This window comes from Spiroplasma ixodetis, from assembly GCF_059729505.1.
Genome location: NZ_AP038353.1, coordinates 1,373,386 through 1,393,138 on the forward strand (window position 1 = coordinate 1,373,386; position 19,753 = coordinate 1,393,138).

The window sequence follows — 19,753 nt, forward strand, 5'->3', positions numbered from 1 at the left end:
ATTATTTTTTAGTAAATTCTAGTTTTACTGTTCCATAATAATCTTTATTATTACCAGAAATAATAGCACTTGTTGATGTAATATTACTAAATGTTGTTTTACCTTTTTCATAACCATTATTACCAATATTTATTATTATAGTTTCTAATTCATCATTAGTAGGAGTAGTTCCTGCCATAGTAATTTTTCCTAAATTTTTATAATAAATTACATCTTGTAAATCTAAAATATTCATATTATCATAATCAGTACTTTGATATGTTGCGTTAATATTAGTTGTATCAACTTTATAATTTTTTGCTCTTGCTTCTTTAATTTCATCTATTGTTGGCATTTTTTCTTGAATAATATACATTAAATTAGGTATTATTGCTGCTGGTAATGAATATAATGCTTTACCAATAATACGAATATTATCTGTAGCATTATCTAATTTATTTCTTACTTTAGTAAATGAAATAGGCATACCTCACATATATCTGTTATAAAATAAACCAAATAAATCTAATAATTTATAATCTTTTTCTAAATTCATAACAGAAACAGTATCATGAATAAAATCTTGTTCTAAATAAAAACTTTCATAAAATTCCATTACCATAATTTGATTTGTATATCTTTTACCAGTTGCTAAAGTATTTGCTGCAATTTGTCCATAATTTAATAATATAAATGCTTTTGCAAGATTAAAACTACTATCAATACCACCAGCACCAGTTAAATCTACTTTATTAATACCAACTGTAATATCATCTACTTTTTTAATTAATTTATTATTTCTTTCTCCAATTGTATAATAAGCATTTAATGCTTGTTCTTTAGTCATATTATTTAAATTTAAAGGTAATACTAATGATTTAGCAATTGCATAATCTTTTGTACCTTGTAAAAATATTAAGGAAATTATCACCACATGTACTAGTGTGGAGGAAAAAATGAATTGAAATGAATTCAATAGCATATTTCAAAATGAAAACGATTGTTTGAAATATATAGCGAAGTTGAAAGTAATGAAATGTATCAGGTGTGCTTCTTCTAGTTTGAATGTTTCTGATTTGAGAAGAATAAGATGTTTGAAATGTCATCAAACATTTAGTATTCTTCATGACACCATTTTTCACAAGTCACAAACACCTTTGACATCTTGGTTTTATTTCATCTTTAGATGAATAAACACAAAGCATGGTATACCATCAACAGATGTTGCAAGGGAATTGGGTGTGACATATAAAACAGTTTGAAGAATGAGTCATGAAATCAGAACTAGAATTTGGAATCAAGATGCAGGGTTCATTGATGATGGCACAGCACAGATAGATGAAATGTATCTTTCATATGTAGGTTTTAAAAAACAAGGAAGATCCTTGCTGAATAAAACCTTGATTGTTGGAGTTTATGAGAAAACCAGCAACAAACTAATTGTGAAAGTATTGAAAAAAGCAGATGAGAAAAACTTTTTATGATTTGCATTGAAACACATTTCTACTGGGTGTTGTCTATTTACGGATTCTTGGAGGGGATATGGAAGTTTCAAAAACTTCTATCACAAACATGAAATCGTAAATCATGAAGTTGGGTATGTGTCATCAACAGGTGTAAACACAAACCAGATTGAATCTGCATGAAAACACATCCCACGAACTTTTCGAACACACATAAAAGTTTCAAAACACAATATTCATTTATATGCAAAAGAAGCTGCATATAAATTCAATAAGATACCTAGTTTTGAAACTATAATTTTGTGTTTGATTTAGATACATGTGGGGATAATTTCCTAGATAGGGTTTTATCTCCATTTATGTGATAAAATTTAAAAATAGTACATAAAGGGAGAAAAGCCAATATTAATTCAAAATTTTCTCTTAAATTTCTCATAAATGAACTTGTTCAATTTGAAACAATTTGTGTTGCTACATTTGCTGGTGAAGTCATAAATCTTTCAATATCAAATTCTGGAATATTAAAATCAATTGTTAATTCTTTATCAATAATTAATGTTGTTGTTTTAACTATTCCTTTTTGTCTTTTAGTACCAGTAAATTCATCTCATGTTGAACCTCATAATACACGAACAGTTGCTCTATAAATTGCCATTGCTACACCACTAATATTTGCTATTTGGTCAGCAGTAACAGTATTTATCATAAATAAAGTACTTAATTCAGCAGTTAATTCACCACGAACTTGTGCTTCAAGTACACTTAAAAAAGCATTTTCAGTAGGAGAATTACTACCAATAATAAATGCTTTAGGTATTTGTGGAATTGCCATTTTATCCTCTTTCTATTTAATAGATTGAAATGCATTTCCTCTTGCTAAATTTACAAGTTTTTCTAATTCATTAACATCAGTAATACCTGTAGTTTTTGCTTTTTCATTTAATTTCCTTTCTAATTCTTCTGGATTAATACTATTTGTATGTAAATCTAAAAGAGTTTTAGGATTAAAATCATTTGAATTAAGTTTATTTTCTTGTTTAATAGGTTCTATTTTATCAATTAAAAAATCTTTATAATCTTCATTTATTTTATTAAATGCTTCTTGTTTAGATAAAGATTTATAATTATCAATACTCATTAAATTTTTAATTAAATTTACTTTTTTAGTATCTTTAATATTAGAAAATAATTGTTGCTCTTCAAAACTATTAATTTTATTTGCATATTCTTTTATTTTTGTTTCATATTCACTTAATTTAGGTTCTAATTCTTTTTTAAGAAATTCATCTTTTGCTTGAGAATATACAACATTTCTTTGTTGTTTTGAAGTTTCTTGTAATTCTTCAAAAGTATAAGTTTCTTTATTTTCTTTAACTTCAAAATTAGACATAAAAATGATCCCTTGTTTAATAATCGCTTTATTATATTATATCATTTTTATCTTTTAAAATAAAGGAAAAAACCTATATTTATTATAGGTTTTTAATCATTATTTTCTATTTTTCTTGGTTCACAAAGATTAATAATTATATTACTTTTTGAGTTATTTTCTTCTAAATTATTTTGTAAATCATCAAATTCTTCTGGATGAAATTTTCTTAAATATTCTCATTGATATTTTGGGTCTTTCATAGCATTTCGTAATAAATAATTAGCAATTTTTTGACATGCTTTATCATAATCTTTCAAGAAATTTTGTTGTCATTTTGTCTGGTAGCGAAAGAAAAAAAGTAGTTTTACCAAATGAAAAATTATTTGTAAATATGGATGATTGTTTTATAAGTTCTTTATTTGATAATAAAAAACAAAAAAATCGTATTCGTAAAATTAGTGCAAATAAAGGTAAAGATTTAGAAAAATATACTAAAAGTAGAAATGTTTTAAAAGATAAAAAAATTACTTATATGAAAACTAAAAATGGTCAAAGAATTAATTGATAAAATTTATGAATTTCTTGATTTACAATATATTTATTCTAAAAGTAGTTTAGTATTTATTGGTGATGGTGCGCCTTGAATTAAAACTACTGCTAAAAATGAAAATATTCATTATGTAATTGATAGACATCATGCATTTAAAGCACTTAAAAAAGGATTTATTATTAATAGAAAAGTAAATAATAAAAAATTAACAAATGCATATGAATTATTTGTTAATGGTGAATATTATCAATTATTAGATTTTTTTAAAAGAAAATAAAGTTGATGAGCAAATATATAAATATTTTAAAAATAATAAAGAAGGAGTTATAAATCAAAAAGAAAATTGAAATCAAGGAGTTTGTTCTGAAAGCGATGTATCACATTTAGTTAAATCTTTAAAAGGATATGGTGCTAAAATTTATAATGATAAAGTACTTGATAATATGCTTATAATTAATTCAGCAATAATTAATAAATTAAATCTTTTACTTTAATATTTTAAAACTTAATAAATTTAAACCTAAATAGTTAGGAATTTTTAGTTTAGATAATTGTAAAATAATAACTTAAAACACTTGATTATAAATGTAAAAAGGTATATAATATAACTAAAAATTAATAATTTAATAATTTAATAATTTAATGTTGTCTTTTATTTAAAGAAAATTAAATTATAACTATTAACTTTACTCACCCAATAAGGGAGAGATATTATGAAAAAAGAAAAATTAATAGAACTGATTAACAATAAAATATTATAAGGTTTTTAAAAATAAAAAAAAGATATTTAAAGAAACTGTTGATGATAATTATTCAACAAAGAAAAGTATTAACTATTATAATAATTGACTTATTATAATTTTTTCATGATTAACAAGTATAACTTTAATAATTAGTTGATTTTTATGAATTATTTTCTTTAAAAGAGAAACTACTGATTTATTAATCCTTATTGATAATTTAATCACTAAGAAATTTTTTAAATTCAATTTAACTTTTCCAACTCTGACAATTGCAGTATTTGGGTTTGGCTTCATAATTTTAGGTATTGTTGCCTTTCCTTTTATCTTTTTAAAAATAATGATTTTATTTCTCTAATATTAACTAGAATTATGTTATGAATATCATTATTTTTTATTATTGGATCAATTTTATTTTTTTCCTTTGGTGGATATGCTTCTTTTTATAAATTTGCTTCTGTGATAACTATTCGTAAAAAACTATTTTTCATTATTCCATGAGGATTAGAATTTTTTTATTTTATAGTTTTAATAATTTCTTGTATATGCTTTATTAAAAAAAGTAGAAAAAAGAAATATATGTCACTAGAAGCAAAAGCACTATATTCACAAAGTGAAATTAATCAAAACATAACTTATTCAACAAATAATAATAATAATAATAATAATGAACAAGAAATATGAACACCACAACAAATTGAAGAAGTATGAAATAAAGGAAAAATTATCAATAATTTTAATCCACAATTATACCGTCGAGATTATGCGGGTGCCTTAATGTTTTGACATAATTTTATTGCACAACCGAAGCTTAATGATTCAATTGAAAGTTTAAATTGAACTATTATTTATGAACGCCCCACCACAGCAGATGGAACTAATTATATTAAAAATTTAGTACCCATGAATAATAATAATGCTGTTACTAAAGGTAATAATTTCCTCCATTGAACAACTTCAGTCACTTATGACAGTAAAAAAATGAAAACATATGGAAATTATCCCCACATGTACTAGTGTGGAGGAAAAAATGAATTGAAATGAATTCAATAGCATATTTCAAAATGAAAACGATTGTTTGAAATATATAGCGAAGTTGAAAGTAATGAAATGTATCGGGTGTGCTTCTTCTATTTTGAATGTTTCTGATTTGAGAAGAATAAGATGTTTGAAATGTCATCAAACATTTAGTATTCTTCATGACACCATTTTTCACAAGTCACAAACAACTTTGACATCTTGGTTTTATCTCATCTTTAGATGAATAAACACAAAGCATGGTATACCATCAACAGATGTTGCAAGGGAATTGGGTGTAACATATAAAACAACTTGAAGAACGGGTCATGAAATCAGAACTAGAATTTGGAATCAAGATGCAGGGTTCATTGATGATGGCACAGCACAGATAGATGAAATGTATCTTTCACATGTAGGTTTTAAAAAACAAGGAAGATCCTTGTTTTTTAAAACCTTGATTGTTGGAGTTTATGAGAAAACCAGCAACAAACTAATTGTGAAAGTATTGAAAAAAGCAGATGAGAAAAACTTTTTATGATTTGCATTGAAACACATTTCTACTGGGTGTTGTCTATTTACGGATTCTTGGAGGGGATATGGAAGTTTCAAAAACTTCTATCACAAACATGAAATCGTAAATCATGAAGTTGGGTATGTGTCATCAACAGGTGTAAACACAAACCAGATTGAATCTGCATGAAAACACATCCCACGAACTTTTCGAACACACATAAAAGTTTCAAAACACAATATTCATTTATATGCAAATGAAGCTGCATATAAATTCAATAAGATACCTAGTTTTGAAACTATAATTTTGTGTTTGATTTAGATACATGTGGGGATAATTTCCTAGATAGGGTTTTATCTCCATTTATGTGATAAAATTTAAAAATAGTACATAAAGGGAGAAAAGCCAAACATATTTAAAAAGAAGTCATGAAAACATAAAGAAAAAAATCAAATAGAATAAAAAAAATATATTTAAAAAACTAAGTATTTTAATACTTAGTTTTTTAAATAAAGATTAATTATCCAATTTTAGTTTTAGTTTCAACATTACTTGCTAATACTGTATCCAATACATCTTGACCACCACGAACCTGATGTTGTTCTGGATCAATGCTATGTAACATAATAATAACTTGATGAGCAACATTGATTTTCATACGATTAAATAATTTTGAAGCTTCCTCAATATAAGCTTGTAAGGGATTTAACTGCGCATAACCACGCAAATGGATTCCTGCACGCAGTTTGCTTAAAGCATCAATGTGATTAATTCAATATTGATCAAAAGTTTGTAAAATAACACTATTTTCAATTTGTTTTATAATAACATCATTTAATTTTTCTCTTTTTTCAAGATAAAAATTATAAGATTTTTCAACAATTAAATCAATATTTTCTTCAGTACTTAATCGATTTAACTTTTCTGCTATTAAATCATTAGGTTTAATTAATTTATTTTCAATACCTTTAACTAATTCATCATAATCAATAAACTGTTCTCTATCAACAACTTTATTAAAAATATTTAGTAAATCACGCGCTACTGTTCTGTGCATATTTTTGATTAAATCTAATAAATCATCAGCAAGTAAAATATTATCACGTTGATGATATGTAACTTCACGATGCTGAGCAATAACATTATCATAATCTAATAAGTTTTTTCGTGCATCAAAATTCATACCTTCAATTTTTTGTTGTGCTCTAGTAATTGATCTAGTTAACATTTTTGATCTAATATAGTCTTCACCTAAACTTGCAAAAGCTTTTTTTAATTTTTCACCACCAAAACGTAACATCAAATCATCTTCAATTGAAACATAAAATCGTGAAAATCCAGGATCACCTTGTCTTCCGGCTCTTCCACGTAATTGATTATCAATTCTTCGTGCTTCGTTTCTTTCAGTACCTAATACAGCAAGGCCACCAAGTTCAATAACACCCTTACCAAGTTTAATATCTGTTCCACGTCCTGCCATATTGGTTGCTAAAGTAATTGAACCTTTTTCACCAGCTCTAGCAATAATATCAGCTTCACGAGCATGATTTTTAGCATTTAAAATATCATGCTTAATTCCTTCCAAAGTTAACATATTAGCAATTCTTTCTGATACATCAACATTAGCAGTACCAATCAAAATTGGTTGTCCTTTAGTATGTCGTTCTTTAACTTCTGCAATTAAAGATTTAAATTTAGCATTTAATGAAGCAAAAACATGATCGGGTTTATCTTCTCGAATAATTGGTTTATTAGTAGGAATCTTAATTACTCTCATATTATAAATTTTTACAAACTCTTCTTCTTCGGTTTTAGCAGTTCCTGTCATACCACTTAGTTTATTATATAAACGGAAAAAGTTTTGATAAGTAATAGTAGCTACTGTTGTTGTTTCTTGTTGAATTGTAACATTTTCTTTAGCCTGTAAAGCTTGATGAAGTCCATCACTATATACTCTACCAGGCATTAATCTACCAGTAAACTGATCAACTAGCACAATTTCACCATCTTTAACAACATACTCTACATCTAATTTGAAAACATGATTAGCACGAAGTGCATTTTGAATATGATGAAATAATTCCGAGTTATCAATATCAAATAAATTTTTTAAATTAAACTGTTTTTGAGCTTTATTAACACCCGTTACTGTTAATGCAATTTGACGTGATTCTCAATCAATTTTATAATCTTCAGGTATTAAAGTTTTTGCAAAAACATCTGATGCTTGATATAAAGGAGTACGATTTTTTGAACCACCAGAAATAATTAAAGGTGTTCTTGATTCATCAATCAAAACAGAGTCCGCCTCATCAATGATAGCATAATTAAGCTGACGTTGAACTTTTTCTGGATAAACCTTAACCATATTATCACGCAAATAATCAAAGCCTAATTCTGAATTAGTTGTATAGGTAACATCTTTTAAATACTCTTCACGTTTTTGATTAGTAGAATGATTACGAAGACTAACGCCAATAGTAATTCCCAAAAATTCTAAAATTGGTCGATTTAATTCAGCATCTCTTGCTGCTAAATATTCATTAACAGTAATAACATGAACACCTTTACTACTTAAAGCATTTAAATAAATTGGCATCACAGCAGTTAAAGTTTTTCCTTCACCAGTTCGCATTTCAGCAACATCACCATTATGAAGAACAATACCACCAATTAATTGAACAGGATATGGATGTAATCCACTAATTCTTCGTGCTGCTTCTCTAATTGTCGCAAAAGCTTCAACTAAAATATCATCTAAAGTCTCACCTTTTGCCAATCTGGTTCTGAATTCAACTGTTTTAATTGCTAATTCTTCATCTTTAATTTTTCTCATTGTTTCATCAAGGCTAATTATTTCCTTAACTTGTTTATTAATTTTTCGTAAAATTTTACGATCTCACATAAAGTAAATCACCATTTTTTTCTTTATTATTACTTATACTTATTATTACTTGTAAAGTAATAAAATCTTTATTATTTTAACATAAAAAAACTTAGAAAACTTAGTACCCAAAAAAAATTGTATTTATATTATATTTTTTCTAACTTCAAAGAGAAAGAAAAAATAATTTACTATAATTATTTTAATTACTATAAAAAACTTGATTATTATATGATTTAATATTACTTTTATTAAAAGATTCCTTGGAATGGCAACTTTTTTTAGGACTGTTTTTTGGTAGACATTTGTGCTTGGTATTTTATGGGGGTTAAGTAGTTTAGAGTGCTGTGGATTTTTATGTTGTTGTATCAATTGATATAATCAAATAATTCTAATTTTAATTGGATTAATGATGTAAAATTTTTATCATTATTAAACTCTGTTTTGAAAGTTTTGAAAGTTGCTTCAGCAACAGAGTTATCATAAGGACAACTTTTTTTGCTTAAAGAGCGGGTAATATTGAAGGCTAATAAAATTTTATCAATAGTTTTGTTATTAAATTCATTACCGCAATCGCTATGAAATATTTGAATATTTTTTAAACAACGATTTGAGCACATAAATGCTTGATATACTAATGATGCATCTTTTTTAGTACCTACACTATGTTCAATAATTTCGCGATTGTACAGGTCGATTAATAAGCAAATATAGTTTCATTTACCATTAACTTGAACATAAGTTAATCACTAACAATAACTTCATTTTTAAGCCTGTTATTAAAGTCTCTATTAACAAGATTAGTAATTTGACTATCATTGACTTTATTATGATAATTTTTGTATGATAATTTAGTGTATTTTGATATTAAATTATGTTTATTCATAATTTTTTTAATTTTTCGTCTTGATAAATTAATTTTCTTTTCTTTTAGAACAACTTTTAATCTTCTTGTTCCATAAGCTTCTTTATTTTCTTTAAAAGCACTAATAACAGTTTCATCATACATATTATTTTGAATTTTATCTTTTTTTTATTGAAATTAAAATAATATTTTAATTTAGAGATTTTTAAAAAACGAGACATTGTACGAATTTTATATTTAACTTTATTTTTAGTAATAATTTCTATTTTCTGCCTATTATTAGTGCTGCTTGCTTTAAAATATCATTTTCCATTCTTAATTGTTTTAATTCTTTTCTTAATTTAATTAATTCATTTTCTTCAACAGAACGGTTATCTTTGGTTTTAAAACTGCCTGAATTAGTAAATTGCTTAATTCAATTATAAGTAGCTGCTCTTGTAACATTGTACTCTTTAGCAAGACAAGACACTGACTTACCACTTTGATATAAAGCTACTATTTATTTTTTAAATTCATCTGAATATGAGTTAATATTGGCCATAATTATAATTCCTTTCTTTTAACTAATTTGTTCACTTGTTTACGTAATTAGTGTCCAATAAAGTGTAACCCATCCAAATGCAATTACTAATAACATTACCACTGTTAAATCTTTAAATATATTTACCACATACAATAATTTTTGAAGTTCAAAACTAATTTTTTGATCAGTTTTATCAATAACAGTTAATAATATTGAAAGAATTATTGAAAATATTGATAAAAACAATGCTAATATATCCATAATTCTAATTTTTTGTGTACATTTTAATTTAATATATTTAAATAAATATTTAACAACAATATTAACATCAATTGTTAATGTTAAATTTTGTATATTTGTTTGTATTTCTTCATACCTAGCTTCTTCTAACTTTTCTTCATTATCATCAAAAAACATATTTTTCCCTTTATCCTATATTATAATTTTAACATTATCCGTAACTAAAACTAAAAAAATTAGCAACTCAAAAAGTTGCTCATTTTTATATTTTAGTAATAGTTTATTTTGGAGTTCAAGTTTTTAATAAATCATTTTTAATATTACCTACTTGTGGCCCATAAATTACCTGAATAGCTGTACCTTTTTTAAAGATACCAACCGCACCAGTTGATTTTAAAATATTATCATCAACTTTAGTTTCATCAAAAACTGTAACACGCAATCTTGTAGCACAATTGTCTAATAATTTAACATTACTTCGTCCACCAAGACCTTTAAAAATATTTTCTAACATATCATTATTTTTATCTTTATTAGTATCAGGTGTTAATGTTTGTTTCTTTGTCATTTCTGCTTGTAAAGTTTTATGAATAGACTCTGCACCATCAAGATAGGTAATTTCAACTTTATTGGAAATTACTTTAATATTTTTAGTTCCACTTAATCTTAATAAAGCTTTTGAATAAATATTTGCATCTTTTAAAGTTGCAACTAATACTTTATCTTTAGCGTTAACATCAATGATATTTAATGCTCCACCAAGTCCAAGTAATAAATTTTCTACTTTTGTTCTACCTTTTTTTGAAGACTTATCTAAAGAACTTTCAACACTTTGTAAAGCTAAGTTGGTTGCTAATTCTCCTTCTTCACGACCTAAAGTTTTGTAATTTCTTCACTTAATAATGTAATAGAACCCAAAGAAATAAGCAGGTGCCATAATTAATCCAGTAACAAATACTCAATAGAATCCTGTTTCTTTACCAAGAATACTTGGTAATATTCCAAAGAAAGAAAAGTCAATAAATCCAGCAGCAAAGCCTTGACCAACAACTATATTTAATAAATACGCCATCATAAAACTAATTCCTGCCATAAATGCATGGAAAACAAAACATAATGGTGCTACAAATAAGAATGAAAACAATAATGGTTCTGTAACTCCTGTTAAGAAAGAAGTTAGAGCAGCAGAACCTAAAATACCACCAACCATTTTTTTATTTTCTGGTCGTGCTAACATTCACATAGCAAGAGCTGCAAATGGATAGCCATATTGCATATATGCAAATCGCCCACTCATAAACATTGTTCCCGGTGTTTGATTCATGTGTCCTACTGCATTAGAAGCAAATTGTCCAAAGAAAATATTGTACGCTCCAACAAAATGATCACCAGATTCATTAATTCAATTTCCACCAATTCCAGTATATCAGAAAGGCGCATATTGAACGTGATGCAATCCTGTTGGTATTAATAAACGCTCAGTAATTCCAAAAAACATTGCAATAAATGCTCCACCAACTGTCGGATGAAAATTATCACCAGTTAACTGTCCATCAGTAAGTTGACCTGTATTCATACCAGCTGCTAAGCCATTACCAATTTCTCTAAAAGCAATTAATAACATTGGTCAAATAAAGAAAAAAGCTAATCCCATTCCTATTCCAACAAAAACAGCTAAAATTGGCACAAAACGTTCACCACCAAAAAAAGCTAATACTCTTGGCATACGAATATTGTATGAATGATTATGAACAATTGATACTAATCAACCAACAAGAATGCCACCTAAAACTGAAGTATCAAAAGTAGGAAATAATCCTAAGACAGAAGAAAATAAACCAGAAGATTTACCACTTTCTGGAGTAATCTTTGCACCTTCACCTAAACCTCATGGATCAAACCCCAACATTCCTGTTTTAGGATTTCAAAAAAACATGCCACTAATAACTGAAGTCATAACAATAAAAGTAATAAATCCAGAAAGAGCAGCTACACCTTTACTAGCTTTTGCAAAACCAAAAGCAATAGAAATAGCAAAAATCAATCCTAAATTAGCAAAAACAACGTTTCCGGCTGATTGCATAATTGAAAAAATATTAATAATAGCAACAAGACTATCATGATTAGGTAATTGCTTTAAAGCACTAGCAAATCCACCACCAATTCCTAACAATAAACCAGCTATTGGTAATGTAGCTATTGGTAAAACAATGGCTCTTGATAAGTTTTGCATTTTACCAAACATTTTGCCACCTAATTTATTGAAAGTTCCTTTAAAAGTAAAACTAGGATTTTTCTTATCTTCAGGAGATGTTTGTTTACTATGAAAAAATTTACTCATTTTTTCACCTCCATTCTATATTTATCTATACAGATGAGAATTTTATTCTATACAGATAAAAATATTATATATATATATAATAGTAAAAACAACAATAAAATAAATAAAAACGATTTTTTTACTACTATAATAGTAATTTCGGAGAAAATTTATAATCTATATAGATATTATTAATAACTACTATAAATTTTAATAGTATATTGTAATTAAAAAAATAGTAAATATTTTAAAACACTTACTTATTTTTATTTTTTTAATTTTAAGTATTAATTTAAATTAAATCAAATATCTAAACCAATAAATTTAATAATTAACGTACCAATACAATAAGTAAAAACTAAAGTTGTTAACATATATAAAATTCATGATTCTTTTACTCTTTTATGATCAAGAAATTTATTAAAAGGAATTGCTTTTACAGCAAATCCGCTAGCAATAAAACTAAAAAGATAAATACTTATTTCAATTATTCATTTTATTAAATGTGAATCATGCATATTTATTAACCTCCACTAACCCTTTTAATAAGTTCATCAAATACCTTTGTTTCTTGCTCTTTTAAAATTGATGTATATTCAACTTTATCACTAATAATACGAATCATATGTAAATCAGTTACCAAAAGTCCACCAGAAATCGTTAAATTACGAATTTTTTCTTTAATTTTAAATGACATTTTTGATATTTGAATATTAGCAATCAAAGGTGTATGCCATTCAAGAATACCAACATAGCCTTCAGTTGTTTTAACATTAACTCACTGTACTTCTCCATCGAAAAAAATACCATCAGGAGTAATAATTTTAAGATTTAATGCCATACTATCACCTTCAATTATCTAAATTTCTTTGCCTTTTCAATTGCTTGTTCAATAGTTCCTACATATAAAAATGCTTGCTCTGGTAAATCATCACATTCACCATCTAAAATTTGTTTAAAACTATTAACAGTTTGACTAATAGGAATATAAATACCATTTAAACCCGAAAATTTTTCAGCAACATGAAATGGTTGTGAACAAAAATTACGAATTCTTCTTGCTCTAGCTACTATTTTTTTATCTTCTTCACTCAACTCATCCATTCCTAAAATACCAATGATTGGTTCTAATTCAGAAAAACGTTGAATTGTTTCAATAACTCTTTGTGCAACATCATAATGTTCCTGACCAACAATAGCAGGATCTAACATTCTTGATGAAGATTGTAAAGGATGAACAGCAGGATAAAGCCCTAAAGCAGCAATATTACGATCTAAAACAATTTTAGCATCCAAGTGAGTAAATGTTGTCGCAGGAGCTGGATCAGTTAGATCATCGGCTGGTACATATACTGCTTGTACAGATGTAATAGAACCACGTGTTGTTGATACAATACGTTCCTGTAAAGCACCCATTTCTGTCGATAATGTTGGTTGGTATCCTACTGCTGAAGGCATTCTTCCTAATAAGGCTGATACTTCACTACCAGCTTGTGTAAAACGAAATATATTATCAATAAATAATAATACATCTTGCTGTTTTTCATCACGGAAGTATTCAGCAATTGTTAAACCAGTTAATGCAACACGCATTCTAGCACCTGGTGGTTCTGACATTTGACCAAACACTAAAGCAGTTTTACTAATAACACCTGACTCTTGCATTTCATAATATAAATCATTACCCTCACGTGTTCTTTCGCCAACTCCTGAAAAGACAGAAATACCACAATGTTCTTTAGCTATGTTATTAATTAATTCTTGAATTAAAACTGTTTTACCAACTCCAGCTCCACCGAATAAACCAATTTTTCCACCTTTAGCATAAGGTGCTAATAAATCAATAACTTTAATTCCAGTTTCTAAAATTTCTGATTTTGATTGTAATTCATCAAAACTAGGAGCTGTACGATGAATAGGATATTTTAATTTAGTTTTAAGTTCTTTACCCTCATCAATGACTTCACCCAATACATTAAAAAGTCTACCCAAAACTTCTTCACCAACAGGAACACTAATTGGTATTCCTAAATCAACTGCTTCAAGACCACGTAGTAATCCTTCAGTTGGACCCATTGAAATACAACGAACACTATCATCACCAATATGTTTTGCAACTTCAACAATTAATTTTTGACCATTATTATCAATACTAATAGCATTATTTAAATTAGGTAAACTATTATCATTAAAACGAATATCAATAATTGGACCTGAAATTTGAACAATTTTTCCAATATTTCGTTTAGTTGGTAATTTTTTACTAGTTTTAACACTTTCTTTGCTATTAACTACTTTTTTAGTGACTTTTGCTTTTACTTTAGCAATAACTTTAGTATTATCATTTTTTAAAGAATTTTTATCACTAACTTTTTTTTCTTTAATTGTTATAGGTTTTTTACTAGTTGCATTTTTCATTTTAGTTTACTCCTTTATTATGATGATTGGGCATCAGCGCCACCAATAATTTCTGAAATTTCTTGGGTAATAGCACCTTGACGGGCACGATTATAACTTACTAATAATTTATCTTTCATTTCTTTGGCATTATTTGAAGCATTTTCCATTGCTAATCTTCGTAATGCTTGCTCTGACACTTGTGATTCTACTAATCCACCATAAACAATTGCACCAACATATAAAGGAATAGCACTATTAATAACAGTATTAGCATCTGGTTCAAAATCGGTTTGAATTAAATTACTATGTTGATTAGTTTTAATAGAAACAATTGGCAATAAATCAATAATTGTTGGAATTGTTGTTACCGTATTTACATATTTTGTATATGCAATTTTAATAGCATCAGTTTCTTTATTATTAAACTTAGAAAGTAACAACAAAGATATCTCTTGTGAATCATTATATGATGATTGAATGTTAATTTCAGTATAAGATTGCATAATTTTACAATGATGATTAGTAAAGTATGAAACTCCTTTACTACCAATAACAACTATTTCATCTTGTGGTTTATATTGTTCTAATACTAATTTATTTAAATTAGTATTAAAACCACCACATAATCCTAAATTAGAATTAAAAACGACTCATATTGTTTTATTAATAACTTGATCTTTTGTTTTTAAATAAATTGAATTACTTAATTTAGGTATTAGTTGATTGAATGTATCATAAACTTCAGAATAATAAGGTTTAATCATCTCAATTCTTTTACCTACTTTTTTTAATTTAGCTGTTGATACTAGTTGCATTGCTTTAGTAATTTTATAACTAGTATTAACAGATTTAATTTTTTGTCTAATTTGTTCCATGCTTTGAGCCATGATATTTCACCTTACCTTCCTAAATACATTATTTGAATGTTTTAATTAATGTTTCCCATTCTTCAAGACTACCATATATTTTAGGATTATAGTCATTTAGCTTATTGGTCAAATTATAAACAACCTGCATAATACCTTGACTAATGCTCACTTGTAACTCTTCACTAAACGCTTGATCTTGCTGTAATTTTAAATAACTTTTTCGTTGTTGTTTTTGAAAATAAGTTATTACTTCCTTTTTAAAAGAATCCATCATTTCTACTGGTAATCATTTAATTGTCTTATTTTTAATTGCTAATAAAATAATTGCTTGATCAATTTGATTTAATGGTTCATTTTGTTTTTGTTTTAAAATTTCAATGGCACGTTTACCATGTTCAATAACAGCTCTAGTATTTTCATCTAAATCAGAACCAAATTGTGAAAAAGCTTGTAATTCACGAAATTGTGCTAATTCTAATTTTAATGTTCCACCTGCTTGTTTTATTGCTTTAATTTGTGCTGATGAACCTACCCGTGAAACTGATAAACCCACATCAACTGCTGGACGAATTCCAGCATTAAATAATTCTGACATTAAAAAAATTTGACCATCAGTAATTGAAATAACATTAGTAGGAATATATGCAGAAATATCACCGGCTTGTGTTTCAATAATAGGTAAGGCAGTAATACTCCCACCACCATGTTTTTCATTTAATTTAGCTGCACGTTCTAATAAACGTGAATGAAGATAAAAAACATCTCCTGGATAAGCTTCTCTTCCTGGTGGTCGTCTTAATAATAAAGAAATAGCACGATAGGCCACTGCATGTTTACTCAAATCATCATAAACAATTAAGACATCTTTACCTTCTTCCATTCATTCTTCGGCAATAGTTACTCCTGTATAAGGAGCAATATATTGCAAAGGAGCAACTTCACTAGCAGTAGCAGCAACAATAGTTGTATACTCCATTGCCCCTAATTGTGTTAATTTATCAACAATTTGAGCAACAGTTGAAGCCTTTTGACCAATAGCAACATAAACACAAAAAACATTTTTACCCTTTTGATTAATAATAGTATCAATAGCAATCGTTGTTTTTCCAGTTTGACGATCACCAATTATTAACTCTCTTTGACCTTTGCCAATCGGAATCATTGCATCAATTGATAATAATCCTGTTGCTAAAGGTTCTGATACAGATTTTCTAGTCATCACACCCAGCGCTATTCTTTCAATCGGTCTAGTTTTCGTAGTTTTAATTGGACCTTTACCATCAATCTTTTGCCCTAGTGCATTAACAACTCTTCCTAAAAGCATATTACCAACTGGTGTTTCAACAACAATACCTGTTCTACTAACAATATCTCCTTCTTTGATACCCGTGTCATCCCCCATCAAAATAACACCAACAGAAGTTTCTTCTAAACTCAAAACCATACCATAAATATTACTTTTAGGAAAAAATACTAATTCACCATTAACAACCTTATCTAAACCATGAATTAGTGCAATTCCATCACCGACAGTAACAACAATGCCTTCCTCATTAGCACTAATTTTTTTACCATAATTTTTAATTTGGCTTTTTATAATTTCTGAAATTTGATTAACGTTTAAGGACATTTGTTTTACCTCTATTCATGACTTAATAATTCTTGTTTTAATTGATCAATTTGACCTTTAACTGAACCATCAAAAACTTGATTCCGTACTTTAACTTTAATACCGCCAATTAATGATTTATCAATCTTGTTAACGACTTTAATCTTATGTTTAATGACTTTCTCAATTTTCAATTTTATTTGATTTATTTGTTGGTTTGAAAGTTCTATTACTGAATAAATAATGCCATAGTTTACATCTTGATATTCATTACATAATTTGCGAAATTCTTTTAAAATGAAACGAACACACTGGAAATGATGTTCATCAATCAACAAAAAGAAAAAATTTAACATATATGGTTGAATATGATTTTTAAAAGTTTCACTAATAATTTGTTTACGTGTTTCAATAGTTAAATTACTACTACTAGTAATATCAATAAATTTTGGATAAGTATTAAAAATATCAATTAATTTATTACTTTCTTCAGCAAATTGAGTAATTTTTTTTATTTCTCTTGCTAATTGAAAAAGACCATTACTTCATTGATTAGCTAATCCTTCATCTATCATTTAACTTCACCACTATTCCAAATTCTTAATAAAATCAGTAATTAATTGTTCATTTTTTTTAGCATTCATTTCAGCACCAATAATTTTTTTAGCTGCTTCTAATGCTACTACTTTGATTTCTTCGTTAATCTTTGCTTCTGCCTCTTTACGAGCACGAACTAAATCACGATTTGATTGATTAGTAATACGCATACTCTCTTCTTGCGCTTTATCAATAATTTGTTTACGCTTATTGTAACCATCATTTTGTGCATTAGCAATAATTTCCTGAGCTTCAATTTTAGCAGCTTTTAATATTTGACTAACTTCACCACGATCTTGATTAGCTAATGATTGCTTGCAAGCAGCATCATCAAGTTTTTCTTTAATTACTAAATGTCGCGAATGTAAAGCCTTACGAAACGGAGCATAAACTCATCTTCAAAGTACCATTAATAAAATTAATGTTGCAAAAATATGAGCAATAAAAACAGGAAGATTGGGAAATAATTGATTAACAATATCATCACCTGATACTAAATCATTGAAATTAAAATTCATAAAATCACCTACTTTTTAATATTTTTTGGCTTTTATCCCTTTATGTACTATTTTTAAATTTTATCACATAAACGGAGATAAAAGCCTATCTAGGAAATTATCCCCACATGTATCTAAATCAAACACAAAATTATAGTTTCAAAACTAGGTATCTTATTGAATTTATATGCAGCTTCTTTTGCATATAAATGAATATTGTGTTTTGAAACTTTTATGTGTGTTCGAAAAGTTCGTCGGATGTGTTTTCATGCAGATTCAATCTGGTTTGTGTTTACACCTGTTGATGACACATACCCAACTTCATGATTTACGATTTCATGTTTGTGATAGAAGTTTTTGAAACTTCCATATCCCTTCCAATAATCCGTAAATAGACAACACCCAGTAGAAATGTGTTTCAATGCAAATCATAAAAAGTTTTTATCATCTGCTTTTTTCAATACTTTCACAATTAGTTTGTTGCTGGTTTTCTCATAAACTCCAACAATCAAGGTTTTATTCAACAAGGAAGATCCTTGTTTTTTAAAACCTACATGTGAAAGATACATTTCATCTATCTGTGCTGTGCAATCATCAATGAACCCTGCATCTTGATTCCAAATTCTAGTTCTGATTTCATGACCCATTCTTCAAGCTGTTTTATATGTCACACCCAATTCCATTGCAACATCTGTTGATAGTATACCATCCTTTGTGTTTATTCATCTAAAGATGAGATAAAACCAAGATGTCAAAGGTGTTTGTGACTTGTGAAAAATGGTGTCATGAAGAATACTAAATGTTTGATGACATTTCAAACATCTTATTCTTTTTAAATCAGAAGTATTCAAATTAAAACTAAAACACCTAATACATTTCATTACTTTCAACTTCGATATATATTTCAAACAATCATTTTCATTTTGAAATATGCTATTGAATTCATTTCAATTCATTTTTTCCTCCACACTAGTACATGTGGGGATAATTTCCTATTTTTTAATACCTTATGCTACAAATATTAAAATTAGAGAAACAACCAATCCATAAATAGCACCTGACTCGGCAATAGCTGCACCAATAACAAATTGTGTTCTAATTTTAGATTCTACTTCAGGATTACGGGCAACCGCTTCAACAGCTTTACCAGCAGCAAAACCTTGACCAATTCCACTTCCTGCACAAGAAATAGTTGAAATTCCAGCTCCAACAAACTTTAAATTCATCAATCCATTAGGATCAGCTGCTAAATTATTAAAAAAATGAAAGACATGTGTCATTACTGTTGTTAATAATTCCATAATAAATAAATTC

At 27.1% G+C, this 19,753-nt stretch carries 21 protein-coding genes and 1 pseudogene; 5 read left to right on the plus strand and 17 right to left on the minus strand.

Annotated features, from left to right (window positions below):
• Window position 1: 1 nt before the first annotated feature.
• The gene (locus tag AC6I4F_RS09060; protein ID WP_497873685.1) at window positions 2-913 is read right to left on the minus strand and encodes a hypothetical protein; all 912 of its coding nucleotides are present in this window, start codon (window positions 911-913) and stop codon (window positions 2-4) included.
• 22 nt (window positions 914-935) lie between these two features.
• On the opposite strand from AC6I4F_RS09060, the gene AC6I4F_RS09065 reads away from it, so the two are divergent.
• Complete coding sequence (locus AC6I4F_RS09065) at window positions 936-1,757, plus strand: IS1595 family transposase (protein WP_497873686.1); 822 nt, start codon at window positions 936-938, stop codon at window positions 1,755-1,757.
• Here the strand turns inward: AC6I4F_RS09065 and AC6I4F_RS09070 are convergent.
• From AC6I4F_RS09070 to AC6I4F_RS09080, 3 genes are all read right to left on the minus strand, one after another.
• Window positions 1,735-2,274, minus strand: coding sequence for a hypothetical protein (locus tag AC6I4F_RS09070; RefSeq protein WP_497873687.1), 540 nt, complete (start codon window positions 2,272-2,274; stop codon window positions 1,735-1,737). The two genes, AC6I4F_RS09065 and AC6I4F_RS09070, sit on opposite strands and share 23 nt — an antisense overlap.
• 12 nt (window positions 2,275-2,286) lie before the next feature.
• Entirely contained in the window at window positions 2,287-2,832 is a 546-nt protein-coding gene (locus AC6I4F_RS09075) for a hypothetical protein (RefSeq protein WP_497873688.1), read from the minus strand.
• A 92-nt stretch (window positions 2,833-2,924) separates the two neighbouring features.
• Window positions 2,925-3,131 (minus strand): hypothetical protein, encoded by a 207-nt coding sequence (locus tag AC6I4F_RS09080; RefSeq protein WP_497873689.1) that lies wholly within the window; start codon window positions 3,129-3,131, stop codon window positions 2,925-2,927.
• A 17-nt stretch (window positions 3,132-3,148) separates the two neighbouring features.
• Between AC6I4F_RS09080 and AC6I4F_RS09085 the strand changes: the two genes are divergently transcribed.
• From AC6I4F_RS09085 to AC6I4F_RS09100, 4 genes are all read left to right on the plus strand, one after another.
• Entirely contained in the window at window positions 3,149-3,382 is a 234-nt protein-coding gene (locus AC6I4F_RS09085; RefSeq protein ID WP_497873690.1) for a hypothetical protein, read from the plus strand.
• Window positions 3,360-3,641, plus strand: coding sequence for a UPF0236 family transposase-like protein (locus AC6I4F_RS09090; protein ID WP_497873691.1), 282 nt, complete (start codon window positions 3,360-3,362; stop codon window positions 3,639-3,641). The genes AC6I4F_RS09085 and AC6I4F_RS09090 overlap by 23 nt, the downstream gene beginning before the upstream one ends.
• Before the next feature lie 1,042 nt (window positions 3,642-4,683).
• Window positions 4,684-5,121: a hypothetical protein gene (locus AC6I4F_RS09095; RefSeq protein ID WP_497873692.1), complete on the plus strand. Its 438-nt coding sequence runs from the start codon at window positions 4,684-4,686 to the stop codon at window positions 5,119-5,121.
• Window positions 5,096-5,956 carry an IS1595 family transposase gene (locus AC6I4F_RS09100; protein ID WP_497873693.1) on the plus strand — a complete coding sequence of 287 codons (861 nt, stop codon included), beginning with the start codon at window positions 5,096-5,098 and terminating at the stop codon, window positions 5,954-5,956. Before AC6I4F_RS09095 ends, AC6I4F_RS09100 begins: the two co-directional genes overlap by 26 nt.
• A 199-nt stretch (window positions 5,957-6,155) precedes the next feature.
• Here the strand turns inward: AC6I4F_RS09100 and secA are convergent, their stop codons facing one another.
• The 13 genes and pseudogenes from secA to atpE all read right to left on the minus strand — a co-directional run bounded on the left by secA (window position 6,156) and on the right by atpE (window position 19,740).
• Window positions 6,156-8,540 carry a preprotein translocase subunit SecA gene (gene secA / locus AC6I4F_RS09105; RefSeq protein WP_497873694.1) on the minus strand — a complete coding sequence of 795 codons (2,385 nt, stop codon included), beginning with the start codon at window positions 8,538-8,540 and terminating at the stop codon, window positions 6,156-6,158.
• Window positions 8,541-8,800: 260 nt separating this feature from the next.
• A pseudogene (locus tag AC6I4F_RS09110) lies at window positions 8,801-9,883 on the minus strand (IS3 family transposase).
• Between the two features lie 81 nt (window positions 9,884-9,964).
• On the minus strand, window positions 9,965-10,324 hold the full coding sequence (locus AC6I4F_RS09115; protein WP_497873695.1) for a hypothetical protein: 360 nt from the start codon (window positions 10,322-10,324) through the stop codon (window positions 9,965-9,967).
• A 103-nt stretch (window positions 10,325-10,427) separates the two neighbouring features.
• Window positions 10,428-12,488 (minus strand): PTS transporter subunit EIIC, encoded by a 2,061-nt coding sequence (locus tag AC6I4F_RS09120; RefSeq protein ID WP_497873696.1) that lies wholly within the window; start codon window positions 12,486-12,488, stop codon window positions 10,428-10,430.
• A 266-nt stretch (window positions 12,489-12,754) separates the two neighbouring features.
• On the minus strand, window positions 12,755-12,985 hold the full coding sequence (locus tag AC6I4F_RS09125; RefSeq protein ID WP_338961288.1) for a hypothetical protein: 231 nt from the start codon (window positions 12,983-12,985) through the stop codon (window positions 12,755-12,757).
• A 5-nt stretch (window positions 12,986-12,990) separates the two neighbouring features.
• Window positions 12,991-13,308: a F0F1 ATP synthase subunit epsilon gene (locus AC6I4F_RS09130; protein ID WP_497873697.1), complete on the minus strand. Its 318-nt coding sequence runs from the start codon at window positions 13,306-13,308 to the stop codon at window positions 12,991-12,993.
• A gap of 14 nt (window positions 13,309-13,322) precedes the next feature.
• Window positions 13,323-14,885: a F0F1 ATP synthase subunit beta gene (gene atpD / locus AC6I4F_RS09135; RefSeq protein ID WP_497873698.1), complete on the minus strand. Its 1,563-nt coding sequence runs from the start codon at window positions 14,883-14,885 to the stop codon at window positions 13,323-13,325.
• 17 nt (window positions 14,886-14,902) lie between these two features.
• On the minus strand, window positions 14,903-15,754 hold the full coding sequence (atpG, locus tag AC6I4F_RS09140) for an ATP synthase F1 subunit gamma (protein WP_497873699.1): 852 nt from the start codon (window positions 15,752-15,754) through the stop codon (window positions 14,903-14,905).
• A gap of 28 nt (window positions 15,755-15,782) precedes the next feature.
• Window positions 15,783-17,366 carry a F0F1 ATP synthase subunit alpha gene (gene atpA / locus AC6I4F_RS09145; protein ID WP_497873700.1) on the minus strand — a complete coding sequence of 528 codons (1,584 nt, stop codon included), beginning with the start codon at window positions 17,364-17,366 and terminating at the stop codon, window positions 15,783-15,785.
• An 11-nt stretch (window positions 17,367-17,377) separates the two neighbouring features.
• On the minus strand, window positions 17,378-17,920 hold the full coding sequence (locus AC6I4F_RS09150) for a F0F1 ATP synthase subunit delta (RefSeq protein WP_497873701.1): 543 nt from the start codon (window positions 17,918-17,920) through the stop codon (window positions 17,378-17,380).
• A gap of 12 nt (window positions 17,921-17,932) precedes the next feature.
• Window positions 17,933-18,460: a F0F1 ATP synthase subunit B gene (atpF, locus tag AC6I4F_RS09155; protein ID WP_497873702.1), complete on the minus strand. Its 528-nt coding sequence runs from the start codon at window positions 18,458-18,460 to the stop codon at window positions 17,933-17,935.
• A gap of 113 nt (window positions 18,461-18,573) precedes the next feature.
• Complete coding sequence (locus AC6I4F_RS09160) at window positions 18,574-19,395, minus strand: IS1595 family transposase (RefSeq protein ID WP_497873703.1); 822 nt, start codon at window positions 19,393-19,395, stop codon at window positions 18,574-18,576.
• A gap of 51 nt (window positions 19,396-19,446) precedes the next feature.
• Window positions 19,447-19,740 (minus strand): ATP synthase F0 subunit C, encoded by a 294-nt coding sequence (atpE, locus tag AC6I4F_RS09165; protein WP_497873704.1) that lies wholly within the window; start codon window positions 19,738-19,740, stop codon window positions 19,447-19,449.
• Window positions 19,741-19,753: the final 13 nt, after the last annotated feature.